This is a genomic window from Oscillospiraceae bacterium MB08-C2-2, assembly GCA_035621215.1.
GTDB lineage: Bacteria > Bacillota > Clostridia > Oscillospirales > Ruminococcaceae > WRAV01.
This window is the reverse complement of sequence record CP141729.1, coordinates 11,710-34,961: the sequence shown is the minus strand read 5'-3', so window position 1 is coordinate 34,961 and position 23,252 is coordinate 11,710. Positions and strand designations below refer to the sequence as shown.

At 48.3% G+C, this 23,252-nt stretch carries 23 protein-coding genes, 1 tRNA gene and 1 pseudogene; 10 read left to right on the top strand and 15 right to left on the bottom strand.

Features of this window, described 5'->3' with window-relative positions; genetic code table 11:
* The first annotated feature begins 12 nt into the window (after positions 1 to 12).
* Together uxaC and U6B65_00185 are read left to right on the top strand one after the other, a co-directional pair.
* Positions 13 to 1,410: a glucuronate isomerase gene (gene uxaC / locus U6B65_00190; protein ID WRS27579.1), complete on the top strand. Its 1,398-nt coding sequence runs from the start codon at positions 13 to 15 to the stop codon at positions 1,408 to 1,410.
* Between the two features lie 130 nt (positions 1,411 to 1,540).
* A complete protein-coding gene (locus U6B65_00185; protein ID WRS27578.1) occupies positions 1,541 to 2,653 on the top strand; it encodes an Ldh family oxidoreductase in 1,113 nt (370 codons plus the stop codon).
* Positions 2,654 to 2,981: 328 nt separating this feature from the next.
* Here U6B65_00185 and U6B65_00180 read toward each other — a convergent pair whose 3' ends face one another.
* From U6B65_00180 to U6B65_00170, 3 genes are all read right to left on the bottom strand, one after another.
* Positions 2,982 to 3,182 carry a hypothetical protein gene (locus tag U6B65_00180; GenBank protein ID WRS27577.1) on the bottom strand — a complete coding sequence of 67 codons (201 nt, stop codon included), beginning with the start codon at positions 3,180 to 3,182 and terminating at the stop codon, positions 2,982 to 2,984.
* A 196-nt stretch (positions 3,183 to 3,378) separates the two neighbouring features.
* Positions 3,379 to 4,566, bottom strand: a complete 1,188-nt coding sequence (locus U6B65_00175) for an iron-containing alcohol dehydrogenase (GenBank protein ID WRS27576.1) — start codon at positions 4,564 to 4,566, stop codon at positions 3,379 to 3,381.
* Positions 4,567 to 4,794: 228 nt separating this feature from the next.
* Entirely contained in the window at positions 4,795 to 5,157 is a 363-nt protein-coding gene (locus U6B65_00170; GenBank protein ID WRS27575.1) for a hypothetical protein, read from the bottom strand.
* Positions 5,158 to 5,373: 216 nt separating this feature from the next.
* On the opposite strand from U6B65_00170, the gene mscL reads away from it, so the two are divergent.
* The 4 genes from mscL to U6B65_00150 all read left to right on the top strand — a co-directional run bounded on the left by mscL (position 5,374) and on the right by U6B65_00150 (position 8,546).
* Complete coding sequence (mscL, locus tag U6B65_00165; GenBank protein ID WRS27574.1) at positions 5,374 to 5,793, top strand: large-conductance mechanosensitive channel protein MscL; 420 nt, start codon at positions 5,374 to 5,376, stop codon at positions 5,791 to 5,793.
* Positions 5,794 to 6,047: 254 nt separating this feature from the next.
* Positions 6,048 to 6,404 (top strand): metalloregulator ArsR/SmtB family transcription factor, encoded by a 357-nt coding sequence (locus U6B65_00160; protein WRS27573.1) that lies wholly within the window; start codon positions 6,048 to 6,050, stop codon positions 6,402 to 6,404.
* A 54-nt stretch (positions 6,405 to 6,458) separates the two neighbouring features.
* Positions 6,459 to 6,680, top strand: a complete 222-nt coding sequence (locus U6B65_00155; protein ID WRS27572.1) for a heavy-metal-associated domain-containing protein — start codon at positions 6,459 to 6,461, stop codon at positions 6,678 to 6,680.
* Positions 6,681 to 6,689: 9 nt separating this feature from the next.
* Positions 6,690 to 8,546 (top strand): heavy metal translocating P-type ATPase, encoded by a 1,857-nt coding sequence (locus tag U6B65_00150; protein ID WRS27571.1) that lies wholly within the window; start codon positions 6,690 to 6,692, stop codon positions 8,544 to 8,546.
* Between the two features lie 130 nt (positions 8,547 to 8,676).
* Here U6B65_00150 and U6B65_00145 read toward each other — a convergent pair whose 3' ends face one another.
* The 3 genes and pseudogenes from U6B65_00145 to U6B65_00135 all read right to left on the bottom strand — a co-directional run bounded on the left by U6B65_00145 (position 8,677) and on the right by U6B65_00135 (position 9,939).
* Positions 8,677 to 8,931 carry a hypothetical protein gene (locus U6B65_00145; protein WRS27570.1) on the bottom strand — a complete coding sequence of 85 codons (255 nt, stop codon included), beginning with the start codon at positions 8,929 to 8,931 and terminating at the stop codon, positions 8,677 to 8,679.
* 579 nt (positions 8,932 to 9,510) lie between these two features.
* Positions 9,511 to 9,684, bottom strand: a pseudogene (locus U6B65_00140) (transposase).
* Between the two features lie 171 nt (positions 9,685 to 9,855).
* A tRNA-Leu gene (locus U6B65_00135) sits at positions 9,856 to 9,939 on the bottom strand.
* 307 nt (positions 9,940 to 10,246) lie between these two features.
* On the opposite strand from U6B65_00135, the gene U6B65_00130 reads away from it, so the two are divergent.
* The 4 genes from U6B65_00130 to U6B65_00115 all read left to right on the top strand — a co-directional run bounded on the left by U6B65_00130 (position 10,247) and on the right by U6B65_00115 (position 14,468).
* Positions 10,247 to 11,602 (top strand): HlyD family efflux transporter periplasmic adaptor subunit, encoded by a 1,356-nt coding sequence (locus tag U6B65_00130; protein WRS27569.1) that lies wholly within the window; start codon positions 10,247 to 10,249, stop codon positions 11,600 to 11,602.
* A gap of 39 nt (positions 11,603 to 11,641) precedes the next feature.
* The gene (locus tag U6B65_00125; protein ID WRS27568.1) at positions 11,642 to 12,406 is read left to right on the top strand and encodes an ABC transporter ATP-binding protein; all 765 of its coding nucleotides are present in this window, start codon (positions 11,642 to 11,644) and stop codon (positions 12,404 to 12,406) included.
* Positions 12,403 to 13,650 (top strand): ABC transporter permease, encoded by a 1,248-nt coding sequence (locus U6B65_00120; GenBank protein WRS27567.1) that lies wholly within the window; start codon positions 12,403 to 12,405, stop codon positions 13,648 to 13,650. Before U6B65_00125 ends, U6B65_00120 begins: the two co-directional genes overlap by 4 nt.
* A 152-nt stretch (positions 13,651 to 13,802) precedes the next feature.
* Entirely contained in the window at positions 13,803 to 14,468 is a 666-nt protein-coding gene (locus tag U6B65_00115) for a nitroreductase family protein (protein WRS27566.1), read from the top strand.
* A 59-nt stretch (positions 14,469 to 14,527) separates the two neighbouring features.
* Here U6B65_00115 and U6B65_00110 read toward each other — a convergent pair whose 3' ends face one another.
* The 9 genes from U6B65_00110 to U6B65_00070 form a co-directional block, all read right to left on the bottom strand.
* Complete coding sequence (locus U6B65_00110) at positions 14,528 to 15,223, bottom strand: GntR family transcriptional regulator (GenBank protein ID WRS27565.1); 696 nt, start codon at positions 15,221 to 15,223, stop codon at positions 14,528 to 14,530.
* A 29-nt stretch (positions 15,224 to 15,252) separates the two neighbouring features.
* Positions 15,253 to 16,119 carry a sugar phosphate isomerase/epimerase family protein gene (locus U6B65_00105; GenBank protein ID WRS27564.1) on the bottom strand — a complete coding sequence of 289 codons (867 nt, stop codon included), beginning with the start codon at positions 16,117 to 16,119 and terminating at the stop codon, positions 15,253 to 15,255.
* 29 nt (positions 16,120 to 16,148) lie between these two features.
* A complete protein-coding gene (locus tag U6B65_00100) occupies positions 16,149 to 17,237 on the bottom strand; it encodes a Gfo/Idh/MocA family oxidoreductase (GenBank protein WRS27563.1) in 1,089 nt (362 codons plus the stop codon).
* 33 nt (positions 17,238 to 17,270) lie between these two features.
* Positions 17,271 to 18,287, bottom strand: a complete 1,017-nt coding sequence (locus U6B65_00095; GenBank protein ID WRS27562.1) for an alcohol dehydrogenase catalytic domain-containing protein — start codon at positions 18,285 to 18,287, stop codon at positions 17,271 to 17,273.
* A 20-nt stretch (positions 18,288 to 18,307) separates the two neighbouring features.
* On the bottom strand, positions 18,308 to 19,015 hold the full coding sequence (locus U6B65_00090; protein WRS27561.1) for an ABC transporter ATP-binding protein: 708 nt from the start codon (positions 19,013 to 19,015) through the stop codon (positions 18,308 to 18,310).
* Positions 19,008 to 19,742, bottom strand: coding sequence for an ABC transporter ATP-binding protein (locus U6B65_00085; protein ID WRS27560.1), 735 nt, complete (start codon positions 19,740 to 19,742; stop codon positions 19,008 to 19,010). The genes U6B65_00090 and U6B65_00085 overlap by 8 nt, the downstream gene beginning before the upstream one ends.
* Positions 19,735 to 20,757: a branched-chain amino acid ABC transporter permease gene (locus U6B65_00080; protein ID WRS27559.1), complete on the bottom strand. Its 1,023-nt coding sequence runs from the start codon at positions 20,755 to 20,757 to the stop codon at positions 19,735 to 19,737. The genes U6B65_00085 and U6B65_00080 overlap by 8 nt, the downstream gene beginning before the upstream one ends.
* A gap of 31 nt (positions 20,758 to 20,788) precedes the next feature.
* Positions 20,789 to 21,667: a branched-chain amino acid ABC transporter permease gene (locus U6B65_00075; protein ID WRS27558.1), complete on the bottom strand. Its 879-nt coding sequence runs from the start codon at positions 21,665 to 21,667 to the stop codon at positions 20,789 to 20,791.
* Positions 21,668 to 21,878: 211 nt separating this feature from the next.
* Positions 21,879 to 23,225: an ABC transporter substrate-binding protein gene (locus U6B65_00070; GenBank protein ID WRS27557.1), complete on the bottom strand. Its 1,347-nt coding sequence runs from the start codon at positions 23,223 to 23,225 to the stop codon at positions 21,879 to 21,881.
* Positions 23,226 to 23,252 lie beyond the last annotated feature (27 nt).

Here is a 23,252-nt window from a genome sequence, read left to right as displayed (position 1 = left end):
GGAGAATGCCTTATGCGAGCTTTTTTGGATGAAAACTTCTTGCTGCGTACCCCAACTGCCATCAATCTCTTTCAAGCGGTTAAGGATCTTCCCATTGTGGATTATCACTGCCACTTGATCCCACAGCAAATTGCCGAAAACAAACGCTTTGCCAATATCACGGAGATCTGGCTGGGCGGCGATCATTACAAATGGCGCCTCATGCGGGCAAACGGCGTGGAAGAGCGCTTTATCACGGGGGATGCTCCTGATTTTGAAAAGTTCCAGAAATGGTGCGAAACCATCGAGATCTGCATCGGCAGCCCTCTGTATCATTGGACCCACCTGGAGCTAAAACGGTATTTTGATTACCACGGCCTGCTGAGCGGTGCCACTGCCAAGGAAGCTTGGGATCACTGCAACGCCGTTTTAGCACGGGAGGATTTCTGTGTCTGGGATATCTTCAAGAAGTTCCATGTGGAAACACTCTGTACCACCGATGACCCTGCCGACACATTGGAATACCACAAGCAAATCAGCGCCGGTTCCGGCACTGACTGCAAGGTTCTGCCTACCTTTCGCCCCGGTGTGGTGCTGGAACCGGGCAATCCCGGTTTTATCCCCTATCTGGATCGGCTGAGCAAGGTGAGCGGCGCTTCCATCGGCAGCTTTGCCGCTTTGGCTGAGGCTCTTTGCGGCCGTGTGGAATACTTCCATTCTTTGGGCGGGCGCCTTTCTGACCATGCCTTGGATGGCTTTGTGTTCCGCTGCGCCACTGCCGATGAGCTGGAGGCTATTTTCAAGAAGGCTGTGGCACAAGAGTCTATCTGCCAAACGGAAAGCGCACAGTTTAAAACCGAGCTTCTGCTGGCTTTGGGACGCAAATATGCCGAGATGGGCTGGTCTATGCAGCTGCATTTCAGCGCACTGCGCAACAACAACAGCCGGATGTTTAAGGTGCTGGGGGCGGATACCGGCTTTGACAGTGTTTCGGATGAAATGGTCACCACGCAGCTTTCTGCTTTCTTGGATGCTCTGGATCAGGATAACCTGCTGCCTAAAACCATTCTTTACAGCCTCAACGCCAACGCCAACGATGCTTTGGCAACCATGATGGGCAACTTCCAAGGCGGCGGCATCAAGGGCAAAATACAGCTTGGCTCTGCATGGTGGTTTAACGATACCAAGTCCGGCATGGAGGCTCAAATGACCACTGTGGCCAACCAAGGGCTGCTGGCTCATTTTGTGGGCATGCTCACCGATTCCCGCAGCTTTTTGAGCTATACCCGCCACGAGTATTTCCGCCGCATCCTCTGCAACCTGATTGGAGACTGGGTGGAAAACGGCGAGTTCCCTGCCGATATGGAAAGGCTGACCAACATTGTAAAGAATATCTCTTATTACAACGCAGCCAACTACTTTGGCTTCTAAAGCGTTCTAAAACAGAAAACAAGGGCAAGCCTATGCTGCATGCAGAGCCTGCCCTTTTCTCCGGGGCTGTCGTATACAAAGCAGCTGCTTTGGTTCCGGTGGCTCCCAGTATTGGAAAGGTGGTTAAAAAATGTCAACTGAACTTTTTTATGAAACTTTTGACCGGATGGAGGGCTTCATGGCCGAGGCCTTTACCGCTATCGGTGTGCCTGCCGAGGAGGCTAAGATTTGCGCTTCTGTCCTCATTGAATCGGATAAGCGTGGAATTGATTCCCACGGAGTGGGGCGCTTTAAGCCGGTGTACATCGATCGCATCAACGATGGTATCCAAAGCCCGACTACTCAGTTTGAGATTGTGAGAGAGGGCAAAACCACCGCTGTGGTGGATGGCCACGATGGTATGGGCCATGTAGTCGGTGTGCGCTGCATGCAGATGGCCATTGATAAGGCCAAGGAATATGGAATGGGCATGGTGGTTGCCCGCAACTCTACCCATTTTGGCATTGCCGGATACTATGGCATTATGGCAGCTAATGCAGGCATGATCGGCATAACCGGAACCAATGCCCGCCCCTCTATTGCTCCCACCTTTGGTGTGCAAAATATGCTGGGTACCAATCCCTTGACCTTTGGTATCCCAACCGATGAGGATTTCCCCTTTGTTCTGGATTGCGCCACTTCTATCTCCCAGCGGGGAAAAATCGAGCACTATGCCCGTATTGGAAAAGAGCTCCCCTCCGGCTGGGTCATTGATAACGACGGCAACCCTGTCACCGATCCGGATGTTGCTCTCAAGGGCTTTGTCAGCGGCGAGTGCGCTTTGGCACCTGTTGGCGGCATCGGTGAGGAGTTGGCCGGCTTTAAAGGCTTCGGCTACGCCACTGTGGTGGAAATTCTCTCCTCTGCTCTCCAATGTGGCAGCTTCCTGACTGCGCTCAACGGCTTTGACAAGGAGGGCAATAAGCGCCCCTACCATTTGGGCCACTTCTTTATCGCCATTGATGTTAATGCCTTTATAGAGGTGGAGCAGTTCAAGAAAAACACAGGTGATATCCTGCGGGAGCTGCGTGCTTCCAAAAAAGCCCCCGGCCATGATCATATCTTTACCGCCGGCGAAAAGGAATATCTCGCTTTCTTAAAGCGCAGCGAGGAAGGTATCCCCATGAACAAGGCTGTTCGTGATTCCCTGGTCGCTGTACGGGATGACCTGAAAATTGACTTTAAATTTGTCTGGGAACAATAATCTGCCTATTGATCTTAAAGAGACAAGGCCCTGCTCCGAAGGTTTCTCGGGCAGGGCCTTGTCTCTTTCTATGCGGATATAAATGGGGGAGCAAAAATATACTCATATCGATTCAAAATTGTAATCCAGTTTTAAATCTGCGGGCTTTGCCCACAAACACACACTGCGTGTATATGAGTATGAATCTGGTATAGATCGCCTTTGACGGTTAGCGGCAAATCACCGCTGTTTAAAACCACCCTGCGGCTTTAAACCTATATAGCTATAATCGTATACACCAAATGCAAGCGCATTGATATATATCGAGGTAATGCATGCCGTGAAAAACTCAAACAAACTGGGGGCCTCCTGCTTCCTGGGGATAATAATCCACCAGCTGTGCTCTATCCTCAACCAAAGCAGAAGTCTGCACCCCAAGGCTGCGTGCCCGAACAGAAAGCATCCTGATCTGAGCGGCCTGTATCCCCGCAAACAGGATTAATACAGCCATATATATAAAGATGATTTTATAAAAGGAAACTCTGCTCATCTCCACGCCTCCTGACGCATTTTGCCTCTTGAATGCTTGTCTTTTTATCTTATGAGGCCAGTATATCACAATAAGAACATTTGTTCAATAGTCTTTTTGCATTATTTTTTCGTATTGTTTTTGTCGGCGGCACACAAAAAGGCGAACAGCCAGAATGCTGTCCGCCTTTTTGAATAAAGCGCTAAACGCTTGTTTATTATTCCTTGTTGGCTGCCTCGTAAATCTCACGGATATCCTTGGCCTCCAGCTGCTTGAAAAAGCCCACCAGACGCTTGCCTCTAAAGGTTGCCTTGTCGGCCATCTCGTCCATTTCAGCAGCAGTGGTAGACTTGCCAAGAAGCTGAGGGATATTGATGGGCATACCAATGGAGGAGAAGAACCGCTCGGTGGCTTCGATACCCTCCAGCGCTGTCAGCTCAGGATTCTCGAAATCCATTTCTACATTCCAAACACGGACAGCAAACTGAACAAACTTCATCACATTCACTTTGTAGACATATCGTGCCCAATGCCCCCAAATCGCCGAAAGACCTGCGCCGTGTGCCACATCAAAGGTAGCGCTCAGCTCATGCTCGATCTGGTGAGGTGCAAAATCGGTCACCTTACCCATACCGGTGAGGGTATTGTGGGAAACACTGCCTGCCCACATCAGGTTGGCTCTGGCATCATAATCCATGGGGTTCTTGATGCAGGCAGTACCAGCCTTCACAGTCGCCTGCAACAGAGCCTCGGAAATACGGTCGGTGAAATCGGTAGCGGTGGTGTTGGAGAAATAGCGGTCCATGGTATGCATCATAATATCCACAATACCGCAGCCGGTTTGATAATGAGGAAGAGTATAGGTAAGCTCGGGATTCATAATAGCAAACTTGGGCCGGTTCTGGTCAATGTTCAGCCCACGCTTGAGCAGGCCCTCTTCCTTGGTGATAACACAGGACATACTGGTCTCACTGCCGGCGGCCGCGATGGTCAACACAGCGCCCACTGGAACGGAAGGGCCGGGCTTGCGGGTTCCCAAAAAGAAATCCCACACATCGCCATCGTTCACAGTTCCCAACGCAATGGCCTTAGCAGAATCGATTACGCTGCCTCCGCCAATGGCCAGAATAAAATCTATATTTTCCTTTTTGCAAAGCTCAATGCCTTCATAAACCTTGCCCAAACGAGGATTGGGCACAACACCGCCCAACTCTGCATAAAAAAGGCCCTCTGCCTTTAAAGATTCTATAATTCGATCCAGCAGCCCGCTTTTTTTGGCGCTGGCGCTGCCATAATGAATTAGAACACGGCTGCCGCCCCATTTTTTGATTTCAGCCCCCACTTGCTGTTCGGTTTCTTTACCGAAAATAACCTTTGTTGGACTGTAAAACTCAAAATTAATCACTATTATCCTCCTTTGACCGTTGCGTATGGCGTAAATCGCTTAAAAAACATATATCATATAAAACCCTATTTTAATAATAAGGAAAGCATGGGAACTTGTCAACCCTAATTATCCTGCACTTCGCAAAGAATCGCCACCGACAGGCTTCTCCCCTTTTCGGTGACGATTGTAGCTAATTATCTTAAGAAGCAGTACCGTAATTCCGAGCATACATCTATTCTATCGTTTCTATACCTTTTCTTCGGGTACCGCGGCATCGTTCTTGATTTTGGTAAAATTCAGGGAGACACATTTCTGCTCCAGTGCCCGCTGAGGATTCTGGCGGCTCCAATCCTTGAGCCAGCCTCTCTGATAAAATGTGGTCTCATTGCCGCATTTGGGGCAGTATCGGGCGTTGCCCGGCACAGTCTGGCCACAGCTTTTGACCAGAACCACACAGTCCTCCTCATATCTTCGTGTATCGGCGCAGCGATTCATAATTTCACTTCCACAAATGATGCAAAAATCCCCCAGGCCCAGCTCCCGATTGCCGCAAATGGGGCAGACAACGATATTACCAGACTGATTCAGTGGTATGGTTCTGTAATCCATATTGACCCCCTGCGAAATTTTCACGAATGTACAGAGATATTTTACATATATATCGGTCCAAAAGCAGCTTTATGAAGGATGATCAGCGTATTCCAGACAAACTTGCAAAGGTTCAATCCAGAGCCACCCCATAGGCGCTATAGGACTCTTGCATTTTCAAATTACCGATGCTACAATGGGAATAAACTATACCATTTTTGTGGCGGAGGGTTTTGAGTGAAAAAGTTATTAGAGGAATTTAAGGCTTTTGCTTTAAAGGGAAATGTGATGGATTTGGCGGTTGCAGTGGTAATCGGCGGCGCCTTTGGCAAGATTGTTACTGCATTGGTTGAATCCATTATTATGCCGCTGGTGGGCATTCTGCTGGGTGGCAAGAATTTCAGCAATCTTTCCATCACCATCGGTGAATCTGTGATTGCTTACGGAGCTTTTCTTCAGGCGGTTGTGGATTTTATCATTATCGCTCTGGCTATTTTTGTTTTTATCAAAATGCTGAGTACCGTAACCGGCAAACTGAAAAAGCAGGAACCCGCCGCTGAACCGGAAGCACCTAAGGCGACCCCCACCGAGGAATACCTGTTGGAAATCCGCGATCTACTCAAAGAACAGAAAGCTGAAAAGACAAGTGACAACTAATCCGCTTTTGAGAATACACAATGCCTGTGAGGGAACTTCCCCCACGGGCGTTTTTTATTCCCCAGCAAACCTTCTTTTTGGCATTGCTAAAACTATTTAACAAAGTATCAATACATATTAACAGTTATACTATAGGATTTTGAAAGTTGTTTGTATAATTTTTTGGCGAAAACATATTGACAATTGCTCATATATTCAACTATACTATCAACAGAACAGTTGAGCACATATTCAATCGAAGGGAGCACCGCACAATGGATGATAAAAGCATGATTTGCGACTGCGATGCGGTTCATCAGCATATTGTCGAAATGGTTCGCCCAAAAATGCCCTCAGAATCCTGCCTTTTCGATTTGGCAGATTTTTTTAAGGTCTTTGCCGACAGCACTCGCATCCGTATTCTCTGGGCTTTGGAAGAAAGCGAAATGTGTGTGTGTGATTTAGCTTCGCTTTTGAATATGACCAAATCAGCTATTTCCCACCAGCTTAAAACGCTGCGCAACGCAAAGCTTGTGAAATTCCGCCGGGATGGCAAAGTAGTCTATTACTCTTTGGATGATCACCACATCAAGGAAATTCTCCTGACTGCTCAGGAGCATGTGGACGAATAAGGCTATTCATAATTATGCACGATAAATATTAATTTGTAATGGAGGAATGTTATCATGAAAAAAACATTTAAACTGGTGGGTCTGGATTGTGCAAACTGTGCAGCCAAAATGGAGCATGCCATTAGCAAGTTGCCCGATGTACATAATGTCACCATCAACTTCATGACCACCAAAATGGCCATTGAAGCAGCGGACGAAAAGATGGAAGCGGTTCTTTCTTCTGCCACCGACATTATTAAAAAATTGGAGCCCCAGATCGAAATAAAAAAAGCTTGAGGCGATAAAATGAGCAGCAACAAAAAATGGATGCTACGAATTCTTATAGGCGCAGCGATCTTTGCGGCTGCCCTGATTGTAAATCCTGAAAATCAGATTATTCGGCTTATATTCTTTTTGATCAGCTATTTGATTGTGGGCGGCGAAATTGTTTGGCTGGCCATAAGAAATATTCTTCGTGGGCAGGTTTTTGATGAAAACTTTCTGATGAGCATTGCCACAGTGGGCGCTTTCATTATCGGTGAATATCCCGAAGGCGTTGCGGTTATGCTGTTTTATCAGGTGGGTGAGCTTTTTCAAAGCTATGCAGTCAACAAATCCCGCAAATCCATTGCCAGCCTGATGGATATTCGTCCCGACTATGCCAATGTACGCCGGGGCAATGAAATTGTGAAACTTGACCCGGATGAAGTGCGTATCGGTGATATAATTGTCATCAAGGCCGGTGAAAAGGTTCCCTTGGATTCTAAGGTGCTTGAGGGCAGCTCCATGCTGGATACTTCCGCCTTGACCGGCGAATCGGTTCCTCGGGATGTATCGGTGGATGATCTTTTGCTCAGCGGCTGTATTAACGTCAACGGCTTGCTGGTGGCAGAGGTCACAAGAGAATTTGAGGAATCCACTGTCAGCAAAATACTCGATTTGGTGGAAAACGCCAGCAGCAAAAAATCTAATTCTGAAAACTTCATTACCAAATTTGCAAGATACTACACCCCCATCGTAGTGATTGTAGCAGCGCTTCTGGCGGTCATTCCGCCGCTGGTTGTGGAGGGTGCAACCTTCACCGACTGGGTCTACCGTGCTCTCACCTTCCTGGTGGTCAGCTGCCCCTGCGCCCTGGTTATCTCCATTCCCTTAAGCTTTTTTGGCGGAATCGGTGGTGCTTCACAACAGGGTATTTTGGTCAAAGGCTCCAACTATCTGGAGGCATTGGCCCAAACGGAGATTGTGGTTTTTGATAAGACCGGAACACTGACTAAGGGCGTGTTCCGTGTTCAGCAAATCAACCCTGTGGAAATCTCAGGCGATGAACTGTTGGAGCTGGCCGCCCATGCGGAAAGCTTCTCCAATCACCCGATTTCCCTTTCACTCAAGCAGGCTTATGGCAAAGATATTGACCACAACAGGGTAACCGATGTGGAAGAGATTTCCGGCCACGGCGTTTTGGCGAAGGTAGGGGAAAAATCAGTAGCCGCCGGTAATGTAAAGCTGATGAAAAAGCTGGGTATCGCTTCTTATGAAGGCGAAATTATCGGAACCGCTGTTCATGTGGCGGTGAATAACCGTTATGCCGGTTACATTGTGATTGCCGATGAAATTAAAGACGATGCAGCCCGTGCCATTGCCGATCTGAAACAGGAAAACATTAAACAAACGGTCATGCTCACCGGTGATACCAACAACGTAGGTCTTTCTGTGGCCCGGCAGCTTGGTCTTGATAAAGCCTATACGGAATTGCTGCCTGCCGATAAGGTGGAAAAGGTTGAAGAACTGTTTGCAGCAAAATCCTCTAAAGGTAAGCTGGCGTTTGTGGGTGACGGCATCAACGACGCTCCTGTTCTGGCAAGAGCCGATATCGGAATTGCTATGGGCGGTTTGGGTTCTGATGCAGCCATTGAAGCCGCAGACATTGTAATTATGACCGATGAGCCCTCTAAGATTGCCACGGCCATGCGTCTTTCCCGCCGTACACTGCGCATCGTGAAGCAAAACATTGCCTTTGCATTGATTGTTAAGGTGATTGTTCTCATACTGGGTGCAGCCGGTTTATCCACCATGTGGGAAGCAGTGTTCGCCGATGTGGGTGTATCGGTGCTGGCTATTCTCAATGCCTCCAGAGTCCTGAATGTCAAGAACATTAAATAGTCCTCTCGGGATTATTCATTCATAATAACCAATGGCTCAAACAAGCCCCGGCAAAAGGCATTCAAATTCCTTTTGCCGGGGCTTGTTTTGTTGTTCATTGGGTATGATCCTAACCGGAGAGGAACTGTGCTTAATTTAAATCGATGTATTTGGCTGTTATGCCCTCAAGAGCATTGAGGTCCTTGACCAGCTGCTCAATCTCTTCTTTTTCACCACAGGGCTGCAACACAATAAGACCATCGTTCGCGCAGGCATTGTCGCTCACTTCGTGGAGACCCAAGCGGGCTTTCAGCTTACAGCCGTTTTTCGTGAGAGTCTCCTGAAAGCTCAGGGCATTGCTGGTTCTGTTATCCATTCTGACACCGATCACATAGTAACAAGACATCGATTTTTTCCTCCTTAGTTTTATATTGGTAATATACGTTTTATTTGCAGCATTATACAGAGGGGGCTTATCCCTACCCGTTCAGTGTTGGTGTTACACAGTATTTTCAGTGCTTTTTGGTGTCTATATTCTCAAAAATACCACTTAATTTGAGGAGTATTTCCATTTGAATGGTTGATGTGTACCTTTGTTTCAGCCACATCATAGGTAGCACAATTATCATTCCATGAGATGCTTGTAACAGAAAAATTATACCACATATGCCTACAAACTGCAATTAGCAGGAGGGCAAATGGTTGCGGTAGAAAAGTAAAATAAAAACTAAGGCAAATGCTGCCACATCAAAGTGCCGTAGAGTTATACAACTCGGGACAGTCTTAGGATCATAGAGGAATTTTCCCCGGGACAAAAAGCCGGCAGCCGTTCCGACAAGCCCTGATTTTCTTACCACAGGAAGAAACAGGCGGTGCTCATATCAATCGCTGCCTGTTTCTTTTTAAATTGCAGTAGGTCTCACAGCTCTGCCTCAATCCTCCCGGCTATGTCTAATTCTTTGTCTATCAGCTCGGAAAAATGACCGCATACCTCTGCTTCTACTATGTTTACTTGTTTCCATGTGCACAGGTCTCTCAGTATCTTCCCTTTTTCTGCTCTCATATTTCCATAAAAGAGCTTTCTACGATACTTGGGCGCGAAAACTATGTGGTACTTGCAATTCCATTTCGTATGGGCTAGACTATTCGTGTCATTCATTTTGAATGTCCTCCTTTTGATATGTTGTTCAGTTGGCAGACCGCATATGAATTATATCAAAAGGAGTTTTTTTATCATATCCAACGCTAAAGCTTTTGCGGAACCTCCGGCACAGCCGGAGGTTTTCTCTTACAATAAAAGACCGCCGACAGAAGTCGACGGTCTTTTCTATGGTGCGGATAACAGGACTTGAACCTGCACGTCATGGACACCAGATCCTAAGTCTGGCGCGTCTGCCAATTCCGCCATATCCGCTTAAAAAAAATAGGGCCCTCTGTTGCTCTGCCACTTCTGTGCTGGAATACTCAAAATTAAAGACAGGCAGTGTTTTATAGTATAGCATCTAGGCGGATGGTTGTCAAACTTTTCATACGATCTGATGGAGAATTTGCGCGCAATTCCCATGGCAAAATGAATTCAAAACAAGCCATATCACTTCATTTTTTGACCAAAATAGCTAAGATGTTTAGGAATTTACATTTTTTCTTTATGTTGTTAAAGTTATGTCCATAAAACATGTATAATCTTAAGACCATCGAATGTGTTGCAAGGAGTGAAAGCCATGAAGAAAAAAGTAATTGTCGGTGTAGGGTTATCTCTGGCACTGGTTGCGGCAGTGGCCGTACTGATTATTCAAATTAATAAACCCTCCGGCCCTACAATCCGTACATCTGTCACCTTAGCCAAGCAGGATCTGGTGAGCTTGATCAATGTGACCGGCAGTGTAAAAAGTGCAAATGTCTCCAATGTTTATTCTACCCTCCCTTATCCCATTTCAACCGTTGAGGTTGAGGTTGGCGATGTGGTCAGTGAGGGTGATTTGCTTTGCCAACTGGATACGGCCAGCCTAAAGCTGGATATCTCAAAGCTGCAGGCCACCATCAATTCTGCGGCTCAGGCAAGCAATTTGACCCTGAACACAACCCGTGATCAATATGATCTCGCAAAGGCCAATGCCGAAGCGGAATGGTCCTCTGCTTTGGCCAAGGCGGAGCAGGCCTTTACCGCTGCGGAGCTGGAGGTATACAACACCCGTCAGGATTACCGAAATGTTCGGAATTCTGGGGGCGATGATGCAGAACGGGATAAATTGGCGGCTGTTGCCGAAAGAGCCTATTATAGCTATGAGGCTGCTCAGGATTCTTTGGAAAGAACCAAGGAAAGCATTGAGCTTCAGCGTAAAAAATGGGAAGAAGACTATGCCAACAGCATTAAAAAGGCAGAGATTTCTTCTGACTTACAGGCGGAATACATAAGCCTTCAAATGCTGAATAAAAACCTGTCGGATTCAACCATAAAAGCACCGGTTTCCGGAACAGTCACCGCTGTATATGCCAAGGAAGGTGCACCGGTCAACGGATTGCTCTTTGTTATCGAAGATACAGAAAATCTTAAAATTACCACCAAAATTAAAGAATACGACGTCACTTCCATTAAACCCGGCAATCGTGTGATTATTAAATCCGACGCAACCGGCAAAGATGAGTATGATGGCATGGTGGATACCATCGCGCCCACTTCCCTTAAGGATGTTGCGGGCAATGCAGTGGATACCAACGACATCCAGTTCTCTACCGATGTTGTGCTCCTGACAAAAGACAGCCCGCTGCGCATTGGCATGAACAGCCGCCTGAACATTGTTGTGGATGAACGGCAGAGTGTCTTTGCAATCCCCTTTGAAGTGTTGAAAGAAGATGCCGATGGTGCCAGCGTGTTTGTTGCACAACAGCAAGAAGACGGCACTTATGTTGCCAAGAAAATCCCTGTTACCTTAGGCCTTGAAACCGACTTTCTTGTGGAAATCAGCGCCCCTGAACTGACTGAAGGTATCGAGCTCATCTCCGATATTGATGGTCTGGAAGACGGCACCCCCATTCGCCTGAGCAAGGATATGGAATCCTCGTCTCTGGCAGCCTAATGGGCATGATTCTAAACAAGGGAGAGGGGGAAGCAGTGAATGCGCAATAAAATTATCGAGATGACCGATATTGTCAAGCGTTTTTATATCGGCACTCCCAACCAGCTGGAAATACTTAAAAAAGTTAGTCTAACCGTTTATGAAGGGGAGTTTGTTTCAATAGTTGGGCCTTCGGGCTCAGGCAAATCGACCCTTATGAATATTATCGGAGTGCTGGATAGCCCCACAGAAGGCGATTATATCCTCAGTGGAGAGGATATAAAATCCATGGCGGGCAACCGGTTAGCGGATGTTAGAAACCGCAGAATCGGCTTTGTATTCCAGACCTTTAACTTGATTCCCCGTACATCGGCTTTAAAAAATGTGGAAATGCCCATGTTGTATGGTGGAATGCCCCGCACACCCCGTTTAGCGAGAGCTAAAGAGCTGTTGGAGCTGGTGGAAATGGGCGACCGTATGAAGCACCTACCCAATGAGCTTTCTGGTGGCCAAAAGCAGCGTGTGGCCATCGCCCGGGCTATGGCCAATGACCCGGATATTATTCTGGCCGATGAACCCACCGGTGCTTTGGATTCCGAAACAGGGCGTCTGGTTATGGATCTTTTTCATCGCCTGAACCGGGAGCAAGGCAAAACCATTGTTTTGATTACTCATAATCCTGAGCTTGCAGCTGAAACCGGCCGGATTCTCACCATCAGTGACGGCCAGATTATTTCAGAAACCACAGGAGCCGCATCTGTATCCGGTGTAGAATCGGAAATTCCCCATATTATGGAGAGTGATTCGGAGGAGGGAAAATTATGAATCTTTTAGAGAATATTTCCCTTGCTCTCGCGAGTCTGAAAGCCGGTAAAATGCGTGCTTTGCTAACCATGCTGGGTATCATTATTGGAATCGGTTCTGTTATAGCTATTGTAACAGTGGGGAACTCACTGTCTGCCTCCATTACCAACACCATGTCTGATATGGGTGTAAACCGGATTTTTATCTGGGTGGGAAACAAAGATTCCGATTATAACATCGAGGCCGCTGAAAGCGATTTGATCTCGCAAGATATGATTGAAACCATGCAGAAAAAATTTGGCAGTAAGCTGGAATCGGTCATGATCACTCAATCAGCTGGCGGTGGTAAAGCCAAGCAGGGCCGCAAATATGCCAATGTCACCATCTATGGCACCGATGCAGGCTATATGGCAAAAAGTAAAATTGAGATTGTCAAGGGACGGGATATTAACGATCGAGACATTAAAAGCGCCAAAAGTGTAGCCGTTATTTCAGATAAATTTGCGGCTAAAATGTTTGGTGATGGTGTAGACCCTATGGGTAAAGAAGTTCAGATTCACACAACCAATTACGGCATTCTTAACTTTTATGTAGTTGGTGTGTATACCTATAAGGTTCCTACAATCGCCGCTTCTTTTGTTTCGGACGAGGATATCCAAACCCAGATGACCATTCCTATTACCACAGCAAAACGTATTGTGGGTGCTTTGGATGGTTATCAGGAAATTCAGGTTACCTATCCACCAGAATCGGATTCTTTTGCCTTAACCACCGAGCTGGAAAATTTTCTAGGCAAATATTATGAGAACAACAAGAATTTTGAGATTAAAACCCAAAACATGGAAGGTATGGTCAAGCAAATGACCTCTATGTTGGATACCTTATCCATCGCCATTGCCATCATCGCTGCTATTTCTCTGGTGGTAGGCGGAATCGGTGTTATGAACATCATGCTGGTTTCTGTAACCGAGCGTACCCGTGAAATTGGTACCCGTAAGGCTCTGGGTGCCCGCAACAGTGCTATTCGCCAGCAGTTTATCGTTGAATCCATGATTATATGCCTCATCGGCGGCCTGATCGGTGTGGGCACAGGGCTTCTTCTGGGCTGGATTGGTGCCACACTGCTGGGCTTCCCCGCCTCACCTTCGATTGCTATTATTGTCATTGCAGTGCTCTTCTCTATGATGATTGGTGTTTTCTTTGGCTACTACCCCGCCAACAAAGCGGCTAAACTTGACCCCATCGAAGCACTTCGTTATGAATAACTTTTGGTTTTTCCTGAACGTATAAAAAAGAAGAATCCCTGTGCCTCTGAGCATGGGGATTTTTTCCTATAGAGGTATCTTTTACCCCGTTGGTTGTTTTACTCAAGATTAAACTATAGCCACTTAACCTTGAAACAAAGGAGAGATGCCAAATGGATTTAATGGATGCAATTCGGTCACGCCACTCTGTTCGCAGTTACACCGATCAAAAGATTCAAGGAGATACAGCCGATTCGCTTCGTCAGTTGATTGAGGCGTGCAACGCTGAAAGCGGCCTGCACATTCAGCTTTGCCTCGACGAGCCTGAAGCCTTTAGTGGAATGATGGCCCGGTACGGCAAATTCAGCAATGTGAGAAACTACATTGCTCTTGTGGGCAAAAAAAGCGACACACTAGACGAAAAGTGCGGCTATTATGGCGAGAAAGTTGTTTTACGGGCGCAGCAGTTGGGGCTCAGCACCTGTTGGGTGGCCATGAGCTACAGCAAAGGCAAAAGTGCCGCTGTTACCCACGCAGGAGAAAAACAGCTGATGGTGATCGCCCTTGGCTATGGTCAAAACAGCGGCTCACCCCACAAAGGCAAAAGCATCCAGCAGCTTTGCCAGGTGGAGGGTGAACTGCCGAGCTGGTTCAAAATGGGCATGGAAGCTGTTCAGCTGGCTCCCACCGCTATGAATCAGCAAAAATTCAGCTTTGAGCTGACGGGCAGCAAAGTAAAGGCAACAGCAGGTTCTGGTTTTTATACCAAGGTGGATTTGGGTATCGCCAGATATCACTTTGAAGTTGGTGCTGGCGAAAATGACTGGCAATGGGTCTGAGACAAAGAAAAAGGTCTGCGTCTCCTAAAGGGAGGCACAGACCTTTTTATGTGAACCATTCAAGTCAAACGACCGATCCTCAACAAAAGATTGATAGTTTCTTTGGCATGTTTGGTGTGAAAATTCAGCAGTTCGATGACCTTTTCCCTGTTGTTTTGTTTTAACGCTTCATAAATCAGCTTATGCCCCACCACTCCTTCCAGGGTACGTTTTGGAGGCTGCTGGTCATACAGATAAAGAGAAAAGGCATGGGTGTTCAGATTATCATAAACCTGCACGGCCTTGCGATTCCCGCTGCTGACCAAATAAAGCCGGTGGAACTTGCGGTCAAGATCAAATGTATAAAAGAAATCCTTTGGGGTTTTAATCCGCTCTACGCTTTCAAGGCTTTCTTCAATATTTTGCTCAAACAATTTCTGAATGGGCATGCTGCCACTGACCGCTAGGAGCACCTGATCTACAAAGTTCAGTTCCAGCATCAGACGCAAATCGAGAATCTCGTCAATTTCCTCCCATTTCATGCTCCGAACCCGCATACCTTTACGCGGTACACTTTCCACAACGCCCTGCATCATCAGGCGGTTGAGTGCCTGTTTAATGGGCGTTTCGCTGATTCCATACTGTTGGCTCAACAGTCTGGTATTCAGCCTTTCTCCCGGCCGCAGAATGTCTTGCGAAATATCCTTGCGGATATTCTCAAACGCTATATCAACCAACATTTTCTTGGGCGTTGCATCGGGGGATTTGGTAGGCATTGGTAGGCATACTCCTTAAACTATTATTGCTATCCGGTCAGGCACCCATACTTCTGCAGCACAGCAAGGGTTGTAAAATAAGCCGTTTGAATAACCCACTGGGGGGATTTTGCCCAATATTCCGGGCGAAAAGTTTCCACAGAGACCATATCATTATAGCCTATCCTTTTCAAAACGTAAAGATAATTCTCGAGATCGATAACCCCTTCTCCACAAAAACAGCGGTGCTTTTTATCAAACTCTGCCTGCGGTATGTCACTGAAATCATTGATATGCACAGCAAAAATTTTTGAAGGCTCCACAGATGCCATTTCACTAAAATCATTCACCTTGCCGTTTATATAAATGTTGGCAGAATCAAAAACGAAGCCCACATTTTCACGGTTCACCTGTGTGACAATTTCATTAGCCTGCGCGATAGAGCGTACACTGCTTTGGTCAAGCCCCACCAGCTCAAAGGAAAGGCGGATTCCATAGCTTTCCCCGATTTCACCAAGGGCACCGAGGATTCGTACACAATCCGCATTCACCTGTGCAGTATCCGGATTGATAATGCTCTCACCCAGAGGCGGTACCACAATAAAATTCCGGGAGCCGATGGCTTGCGCTGCCTGACAGCCAAAGTGGAACTCCGACAGCAGAGCCTCCCGGCGAGCAGAATCATCCCGGTTGGAAAACAAATCCGAATAAATATAAAGGGCATTGATGGCATGGGGCTTTAAGTGGCTGCTATCAAAAAAGTGCCGAAGCTCTGCCAGTGTATGAGTTTTCAGGTATTCCCGCAGCATATCCAAGCGTATCTCGATATAATCAAAACCCGCCTTCTCACAGAGTAGCAAATCCTGCTCCAAGGTAGAGCAGCCCATGGCTGTGCCTTCATTAAAGCCTATTTTCATGGCTCTATCTCCTTTATGTCACTCCGGCGTTATGGCTGAACGGGGAACTGCACCGGCATTCCGCTTTCGGTGCTGAGGTAAATCGCTGTAAACAGCTCCACTGTTTTGCGCCCCTCCTCGATGGTCACCATAGGCTGGGTATCCTGCCGGATGGCTGTGAGAAAATCACCGAGCTGCTCCTCATGGTAAAAATATATGGGATCAGAGACGAAGAAAAAGTCTTCATCCTGCTTTTTCATCTGCTCACGGAGTTCTTCTTCACCGGGAACTGTCCACAGGTCGTTGTAAGGAGCCTCGGTAATGCCGGACATGCCGGCAATGAACATAGCGCCTCCATCGGTCTGTACACCCACCCCCGCACCGTTATCCCCAAAAATATGCACCTTACCATAAAGGGCAGGGTTCTGGGAATTGCTGGCCACAACCGAGGCAACTGCCCCGCTTTTAAAGGTAATAGTCGCAACAGCCGTATCCTCCACCTCAATATAGGGGTGGTTGAAGTTGCGCCACACACCATATACCTGCTGAATATCGCTTTTCATATACCACAGCAGCAGGTCTAGCTGGTGGGTCACCTGCGTTGGCAAAACGCCGCCGCCCTCCCCTGCCCAGCTGCCTCGCCACGGATCACTTTCGTAATACGCCCGGTCTCTCCACCCCAGCATATTCACAATACCCAGCATAGGCTTGCCGATTTTGCCGGCCTCAATGGTCTCGTTGACCCGCATACAGGGCCGGTAGCGGCGGCGCTGCACCAACATGGCCCCTTTAACCCCTGCCGCCTTCTGGGCGGCCAGTATCGCATCGCAATCCTCAAGGCTGGAAGCAAGGGGCTTTTCAATAATAATATGGCACCCACAGGAAGCAGCCTCCACAGCTGAAGCCCTGTGAACGGTATGAGGCGTGCAGATGCTCACTGCCTCTAGACCGCTTTCTTCCACCATCTGGCGAATGTCGGTATAGGCCTTCACGCCGTATTGATCGGCCAAAGCCTGCGCTTTTTCCAAGCTGCGGCTGCATACAGCGGTAAACTCCGAATTTTCAAGCCGGCTGTATGCTCGAGCATGAAGGTCTGCCACCTTTCCACAGCCGACTATACCGGTTTTAACCTTCTTCACCGACACTTCTCCTTTCGAGGTCCGAAACATACGCTAAAACAGCGCAACCACCTTTAAATATTTTTCAGGATGCTCAGCCTGCTCCACCAGTGCCTGCGGCAGCTCATCAAAAGGAACCACCAAGCTGGCAATGGCCTTTGCGTCCACATCGCCGGAGGCGATCAGCTCAAGAGCCTCGGGGAATTCATCCGCCCCGGTTCTGGCACCATAGATTTCCAGCTCCTTGCGGGTAATCAACGGAGTCAGCAGAGGCGTTTCTCCAGTGGGCCATCCGGTGAGCGCAATGCGGCTGCAATAAGAGGAATAAACCAGGCAGTTCTGCACCGATTGGTGAGCGCCCGACATTTCCAGTATCGCCTCAGCCATACGCCCAGCTGTCAGCTCCCGGATTGCCTCTTCCGCATTTTCGGTCTGCGTGTTTATAGTATAAGGAATTCCAAGCTCCTTGGCAATATCCAGCCTAGCATCCACAATATCCAGCAGAATGGGGGTGGCCCCATATTTTTTTGCCACCATAGCCGCCATAATGCCGATGGGGCCTGCGCCTATGATCACAACATGCTCCCCGGCCTTGACCTTTGCCCGGTGCAGCCCGTGAATGGCAATAACCAGTGGCTCTGCCAGAGGGGCCAGCTCCCATGGAATGGAATCCGGCAGCTTATGGAGCAGCTGGTGGGGGTGGCAGAAATATTCCTGCATGGCCCCGCCTGTCTGCACACCCAGCACCTTGAGGTTTTCGCAGCAGTTGGTCTGCCCGAGGGAGCAGGGATAGCACTGACCGCAGTATATGTAGGGATGCAGAATGACCCGGTCTCCCGGCCCAAAGCCACCGGGGTTATCTGAATCGATTTCCACAATCTCACCCACGACCTCATGGCCCAGCACCAGAGGGTATTCCACCTGAACACCCTTGCCTCGGTATGCGCTTATATCCGACCCGCAGACGCTGGCCGCTTTTATCCGAACAAGTGCCTCCCCCGGCTTTCTTTGGGGCATAGGCCTTTCCTGAATGGATACGGCTTCTTTTTGTTCCAGTACCAGCGCTTTCACAGCAGCAGCCTCCTTTGTTGTTAGATGCCCAGATACGCCTTTTGCAGCTCTTCGTTGCCCTCCAGTTCTCTGGCGGAGCCTTCCAGGACCGTTGCGCCTGTTTCAATAACATAGCCCCGGTGGGCAATTTCCAAAGTTGCCAGAACATTCTGCTCAACCAGCAGAATGGTGGTTCCCATATCTTTATTGATGGTCTGAATGATGTCAAAAATCTGCGACACAATAACCGGTGCAAGGCCCAAAGAGGGCTCATCCAGCATCAGCAGCTTGGGGCAGGCCATGAGCCCACGGGCAATGGCGCACATCTGCTGCTCGCCTCCCGAAAGGGAACCAGCCATCTGGTTGCGCCGCTCATGAAGCTTGGGGAACATTTCGAAGCACATCTCAAGGTTTTGCTTTCTTTTTGGCCGTGCCTCCTTGATATAGGAGCCCACCAGCATGTTTTCATAAACAGACATTTCAGGAAAAAGCTTTCTGCCTTCGGGAACCTGCACAATGCCCAAATCTACCCGCTGGAAATCGGGCATACCCTGAATTTCCTGCCCATTAAAAGAAACGGTTCCACTGCGCAAAGTGGTTACACCGCTGATGGTATTCATGGTGGTGGTTTTTCCGGCACCATTGCTTCCTAAAAGGGCAACAATTTCCCCCTCCTGAATATCCAGGCTGACATCCGAAAGAGCATGGAAGGAGTCATAGTCAACCGCTATATTTCTTACACTAAGCATGCTTTTTCTCCCCCAAATAAGACTTAATAACCTCGGGATCTTTCACCACATCCTGAGGGATGCCGTGAGCGATCATACTCCCTTGGCTCAGCACATAAATACGGTCAGAAAGAGTCATAACCGCCTTCATGATGTGCTCAATAATCAGCACCGTCACCCCGGAATCTCGGATCTTCTGCACCAGCTCGATAACCTCCACGCTGGCGGAGGGGTTAAGCCCGGCCATAACCTCATCAAGAAGCAGCAGTTTGGGCTCTGTTGCCAAGGCCCGGGCCATTTCCATACGTTTAAGGAATTGCAGACCCAGCTCACTGCCTCTGGAATGGGCACGTTCCTTAAGCCCTACAAATTCTAAAACCTCTTCGGCCTTATCACGGGCTTCGTGAACACTGTTGGTGTTGATCAGGGCACCCACCATGGTGTTTTCCAGCACAGTCAGGTTTTCAAAAGGCTGCACAATCTGAAAGGTTCGGCCAATGCCAAGCCTGCAAATCTGGTTGGGCTTCATTTTTGTAATATTGGTGCCACCAAAGATGACATCCCCGCTGGTGGGCTGAAAACTGCCGGAAAACATATTGAACAGGGTGGTTTTTCCAGCACCGTTGGGGCCAATGAGGCCGATAATTTCGCCTTCTCGAACCTCCATGCTGGCTTTGTTGACCGCTGTCAGACCGCCGAAGCGCTTAACTACATCCTTGCCTTCAAGCAATATCTTTTTCTCACTCATTTTCCGCACCTACCTTTGCAGTGACAGCCGCTTTCTTGTGAAACAGCTTTTTGAGAAGAGCCTGAATGTTATAGAGCAGGCCTCGGGGCAGATAATAAACAATCAGCATCAGAACCAGGCCGTAAATAACCAGCGGAAGCCCAGCCATTCTGGCGCCCAGATTGATACGGCACCACTCGTTAACAGGCACCAGCAGGAAAGCGCCCAGCACCGGCCCAAATACAGTGGAGCTGCCGCCCACCATGGCCAGCACTGTCAACTCAACGGAAAGATCGTAGCCGAGTATGCGGTTGGGGTCAAGAAAGAGGATCAGCTGGGCATAAAAGCTGCCGCCGATAGCGGTAAAAAAGCAGCTGATAAACTGCGCCTTGAGCTTGTAGTAGGTGACATCCACGCCCAGCGAGCTGGCCGCCTGCTGGTTGGTGGTGATCGCCGCCAGATAATAGCCGGTTTTGGAATGCTTGATATAAGAGGATACCAAAAGCACCACTGCCAGCATGCCAATGATGATAAAGGCGTAGTATTTTTTCTCAAGGAACTGCATATCCGCAAAACTGCCGCCTCTCCACGGAACCTTGATGCCCAGAGGGCCGCCGGTTTCGAAGCCAAAAACAGTGTCTTTGGAAAGGATATACAGCCGAACCACATTAACCAGAGCCATAGTGGAAAGGGTGTAGTAAACGCCCTTAAGCTTAAAGGTTGGGTAACCCACCAGCACACCAAATATAGCGGATATAAAGGCTCCGATCAGCATGCCGATCCAGGGGGAGATATTCATCTGTATAAACAGCACCGTGGAAACATAAGCACCAATACCCACAAAGGTGGCATGGCCGATGGACATCTGCCCCGCATAACCCCCGATGATGTTCCAAGAACTGGCCCAATAGGCATAAAGCAAAATCATGATAAAGGACTGAATGAGATAGTTATCGGTTACAAAAAGCGGTACCAGCAACAGCAGCGCAAACAGCACCACATATCTTATATTTATGTATTTTTTTAGTGCAGCCAAAATGCTTTCCTCCTTAATACTGATTCCAAAATTATACCCGATTCCGTTTACCCAGCATTCCGGAGGGCTTGAGCAGCATGACTAAAACAAATATGATAAACACCAGCATATCCGCAGTGGTGGGCCCCAGAATATAGCCAAAGACCGCTTCCACCACGCCTACCAGCAAGCCTGCCAGCATAGCGCCCGGCACGCTCCCGAGGCCGCCCATAACCACAATGATAAAAGACTTTGTGCCAAAGGTGGCGCTGAGGGTGGGAAATACATAATAAAAGGGAATTAGAATACAGGCCGCAATGGCAACAATAGAAATACCGATACCGAAAGCCACGCAATAGAGCCGTTTAACATTAATACCCATCAGGGTCGCTGTAAAGCGGTTCTGGGAAATGGCACGCAGTGCCCGGCCCATTTCTGTTTTGTAAAGCAGCAGATACAAAAGGATACAGCACACAATGGCGATAACAAAGGCGTAGAGCCGGGGCTTTGAAATGGAAAGCTCGCCCAGCTTAAAGGTTTCGCCGGTATACGGCGTCATAACGTTTTTGGGATTGGCTCCAAAAAGCATCAAAGACAGATTGCTTAAAAACCACGCAAAGCCAATGGTAAACAACCGCACATTGGGGGATTCGGTGTTGCGCTCCCGTTTGAGAATCCCATTGATGAAAAGGCGCTGGAACAAAAAGCCAACTATAAAAAAGACCGGCGCAATGATAAACATGCTCAGGTAAGGATCCATTGCCCAGCCGGTAACCACACCATAGGCCGCATACATGGCCGCCATCAGGAAATCACCGTGAGCAAAGTTAACCAGCTTCATTACACCGAAAATAAGGCTCAATCCTACTGCGATAATCGCATAAACACCACCAATAAAAATACCGCTGATGGCTGCTTGAAACAGTGCCATAAGGTCCTCCTTATACTACTCTTCTATTCAAAAGGCTTAAGGCTTTTGAATGTAACCTGTGAAACATGGTGACGGGCAAAGCCCATGAAGATATTGAGTAAAATTCCCGATCTGTAGAAACAGAATGGGCGGCAGCCACCGCTTATGTCTGCCGCCCTATTCTATTTTCCGCTTTTAGCTGAAAGGTACGTTTCTGTTTAACACTAAAGCCTTACTTAACCCGCTTGCTCCAAGTGGGGATCGGCCAGTAACCAGGGCTTTTCTCTCCGGTAAGATCCAGAGGACCCACCAGCTTGTATTCGCCGCCGATAGACTGAACGATAATCTTGCCGCTGTAGGGGTTCTGGTTGGTCATGGTGCGCACTTCGCCAAACTTGATGCCGCCAAATGCATGCAAGGTCAGCAGAGGATCATCGGCGGGAACATCCATGTTGGCCAAAGCATCACGGATAGCATCTTTATCAACGGTTCCGGCGGATTCCAAAGCTGCCAGCATAACAGAGGCATTGAGCCAGCCGCTGGCTGAGTATTCATCCAGATCCAAGCCGGAGGTGGGAGCATAATCTTTTTTGAACTGCTCGTTGAGCTTGGCAGCTGCTTCGGGCTTATAATCCAACAGGCCAACATGCCAGCCTGCGGTAGCTATAACACCTTCGGTAAGTTTGCCGCTCTTCTCGATATAATCGGGAACCGCATAGCCGCCGCCATCTGCAAACAGAGGAACATCGCAGCCCAGCTCATACATCTGATTGGTGAAGAGAACAGCATCATTGAGGTACATCATAACAAAGCACACATCGGGATCGGCTTCTTTCAGCTTCAGCACCATACCGCTCATATCCGCAGCATTGGTGGTAAAGCTTTCAACACCTTTTACTTCCAGACCGGCTTCCTTGGAGAGCTTCTCCAGTTCAACAGCCATGCCTTTGCCCCAGTCAGAAGTTTCATTTATGATGAAAACGCTCTTGACAGGATCGCCTTTTTTCTGGCTGATACCGGTGATGTATTCCACCATATTCTTAGCAGCATCGGAATTGGCGTGGTTGGCGCGAAATACATAAGTATAGCCATTCTCAAGAATGGAATCCACATTGGAGTTGGAAAGGACATAAGGGACACCGTAGCGGTCTGCAACCGGTGCAGTGGAAGCACCCACAGCACTCTGGTAAGGGCCTACCAGACAGTCAACCTTTTCCTTCACAATGAGGCGCTCGATTTCGGTAACGCCAACCTCGGGCTGGCCGGTGGAATCGGCAATCACCAGTTCCACTTTAGCGCCACCCATGGATTCGATACCGCCGGCGGCATTTTTGTTATCCACGGCCATTTTTACACCGGCCAGCTGCAAAGCACCGGTAGCTGCGTTGGAACCGGAGAGAGGATACAGGATTCCGATCTTAACAACGGATGGATTTTCTGTTTTAGTGGAAGATGCGGCTGTGCTGGCAGTGCCGCCGGAAGCAGCGGCCCCAGATGAACCAGCGGCGGGGACGCTTCCACAGGCAGTCATGGCGAAAACCAATACCAATGTCATTGTGAGTGCCAACAGTTTTTTCATTTTTTGACCTCCAGTTTTTTTAGGCGA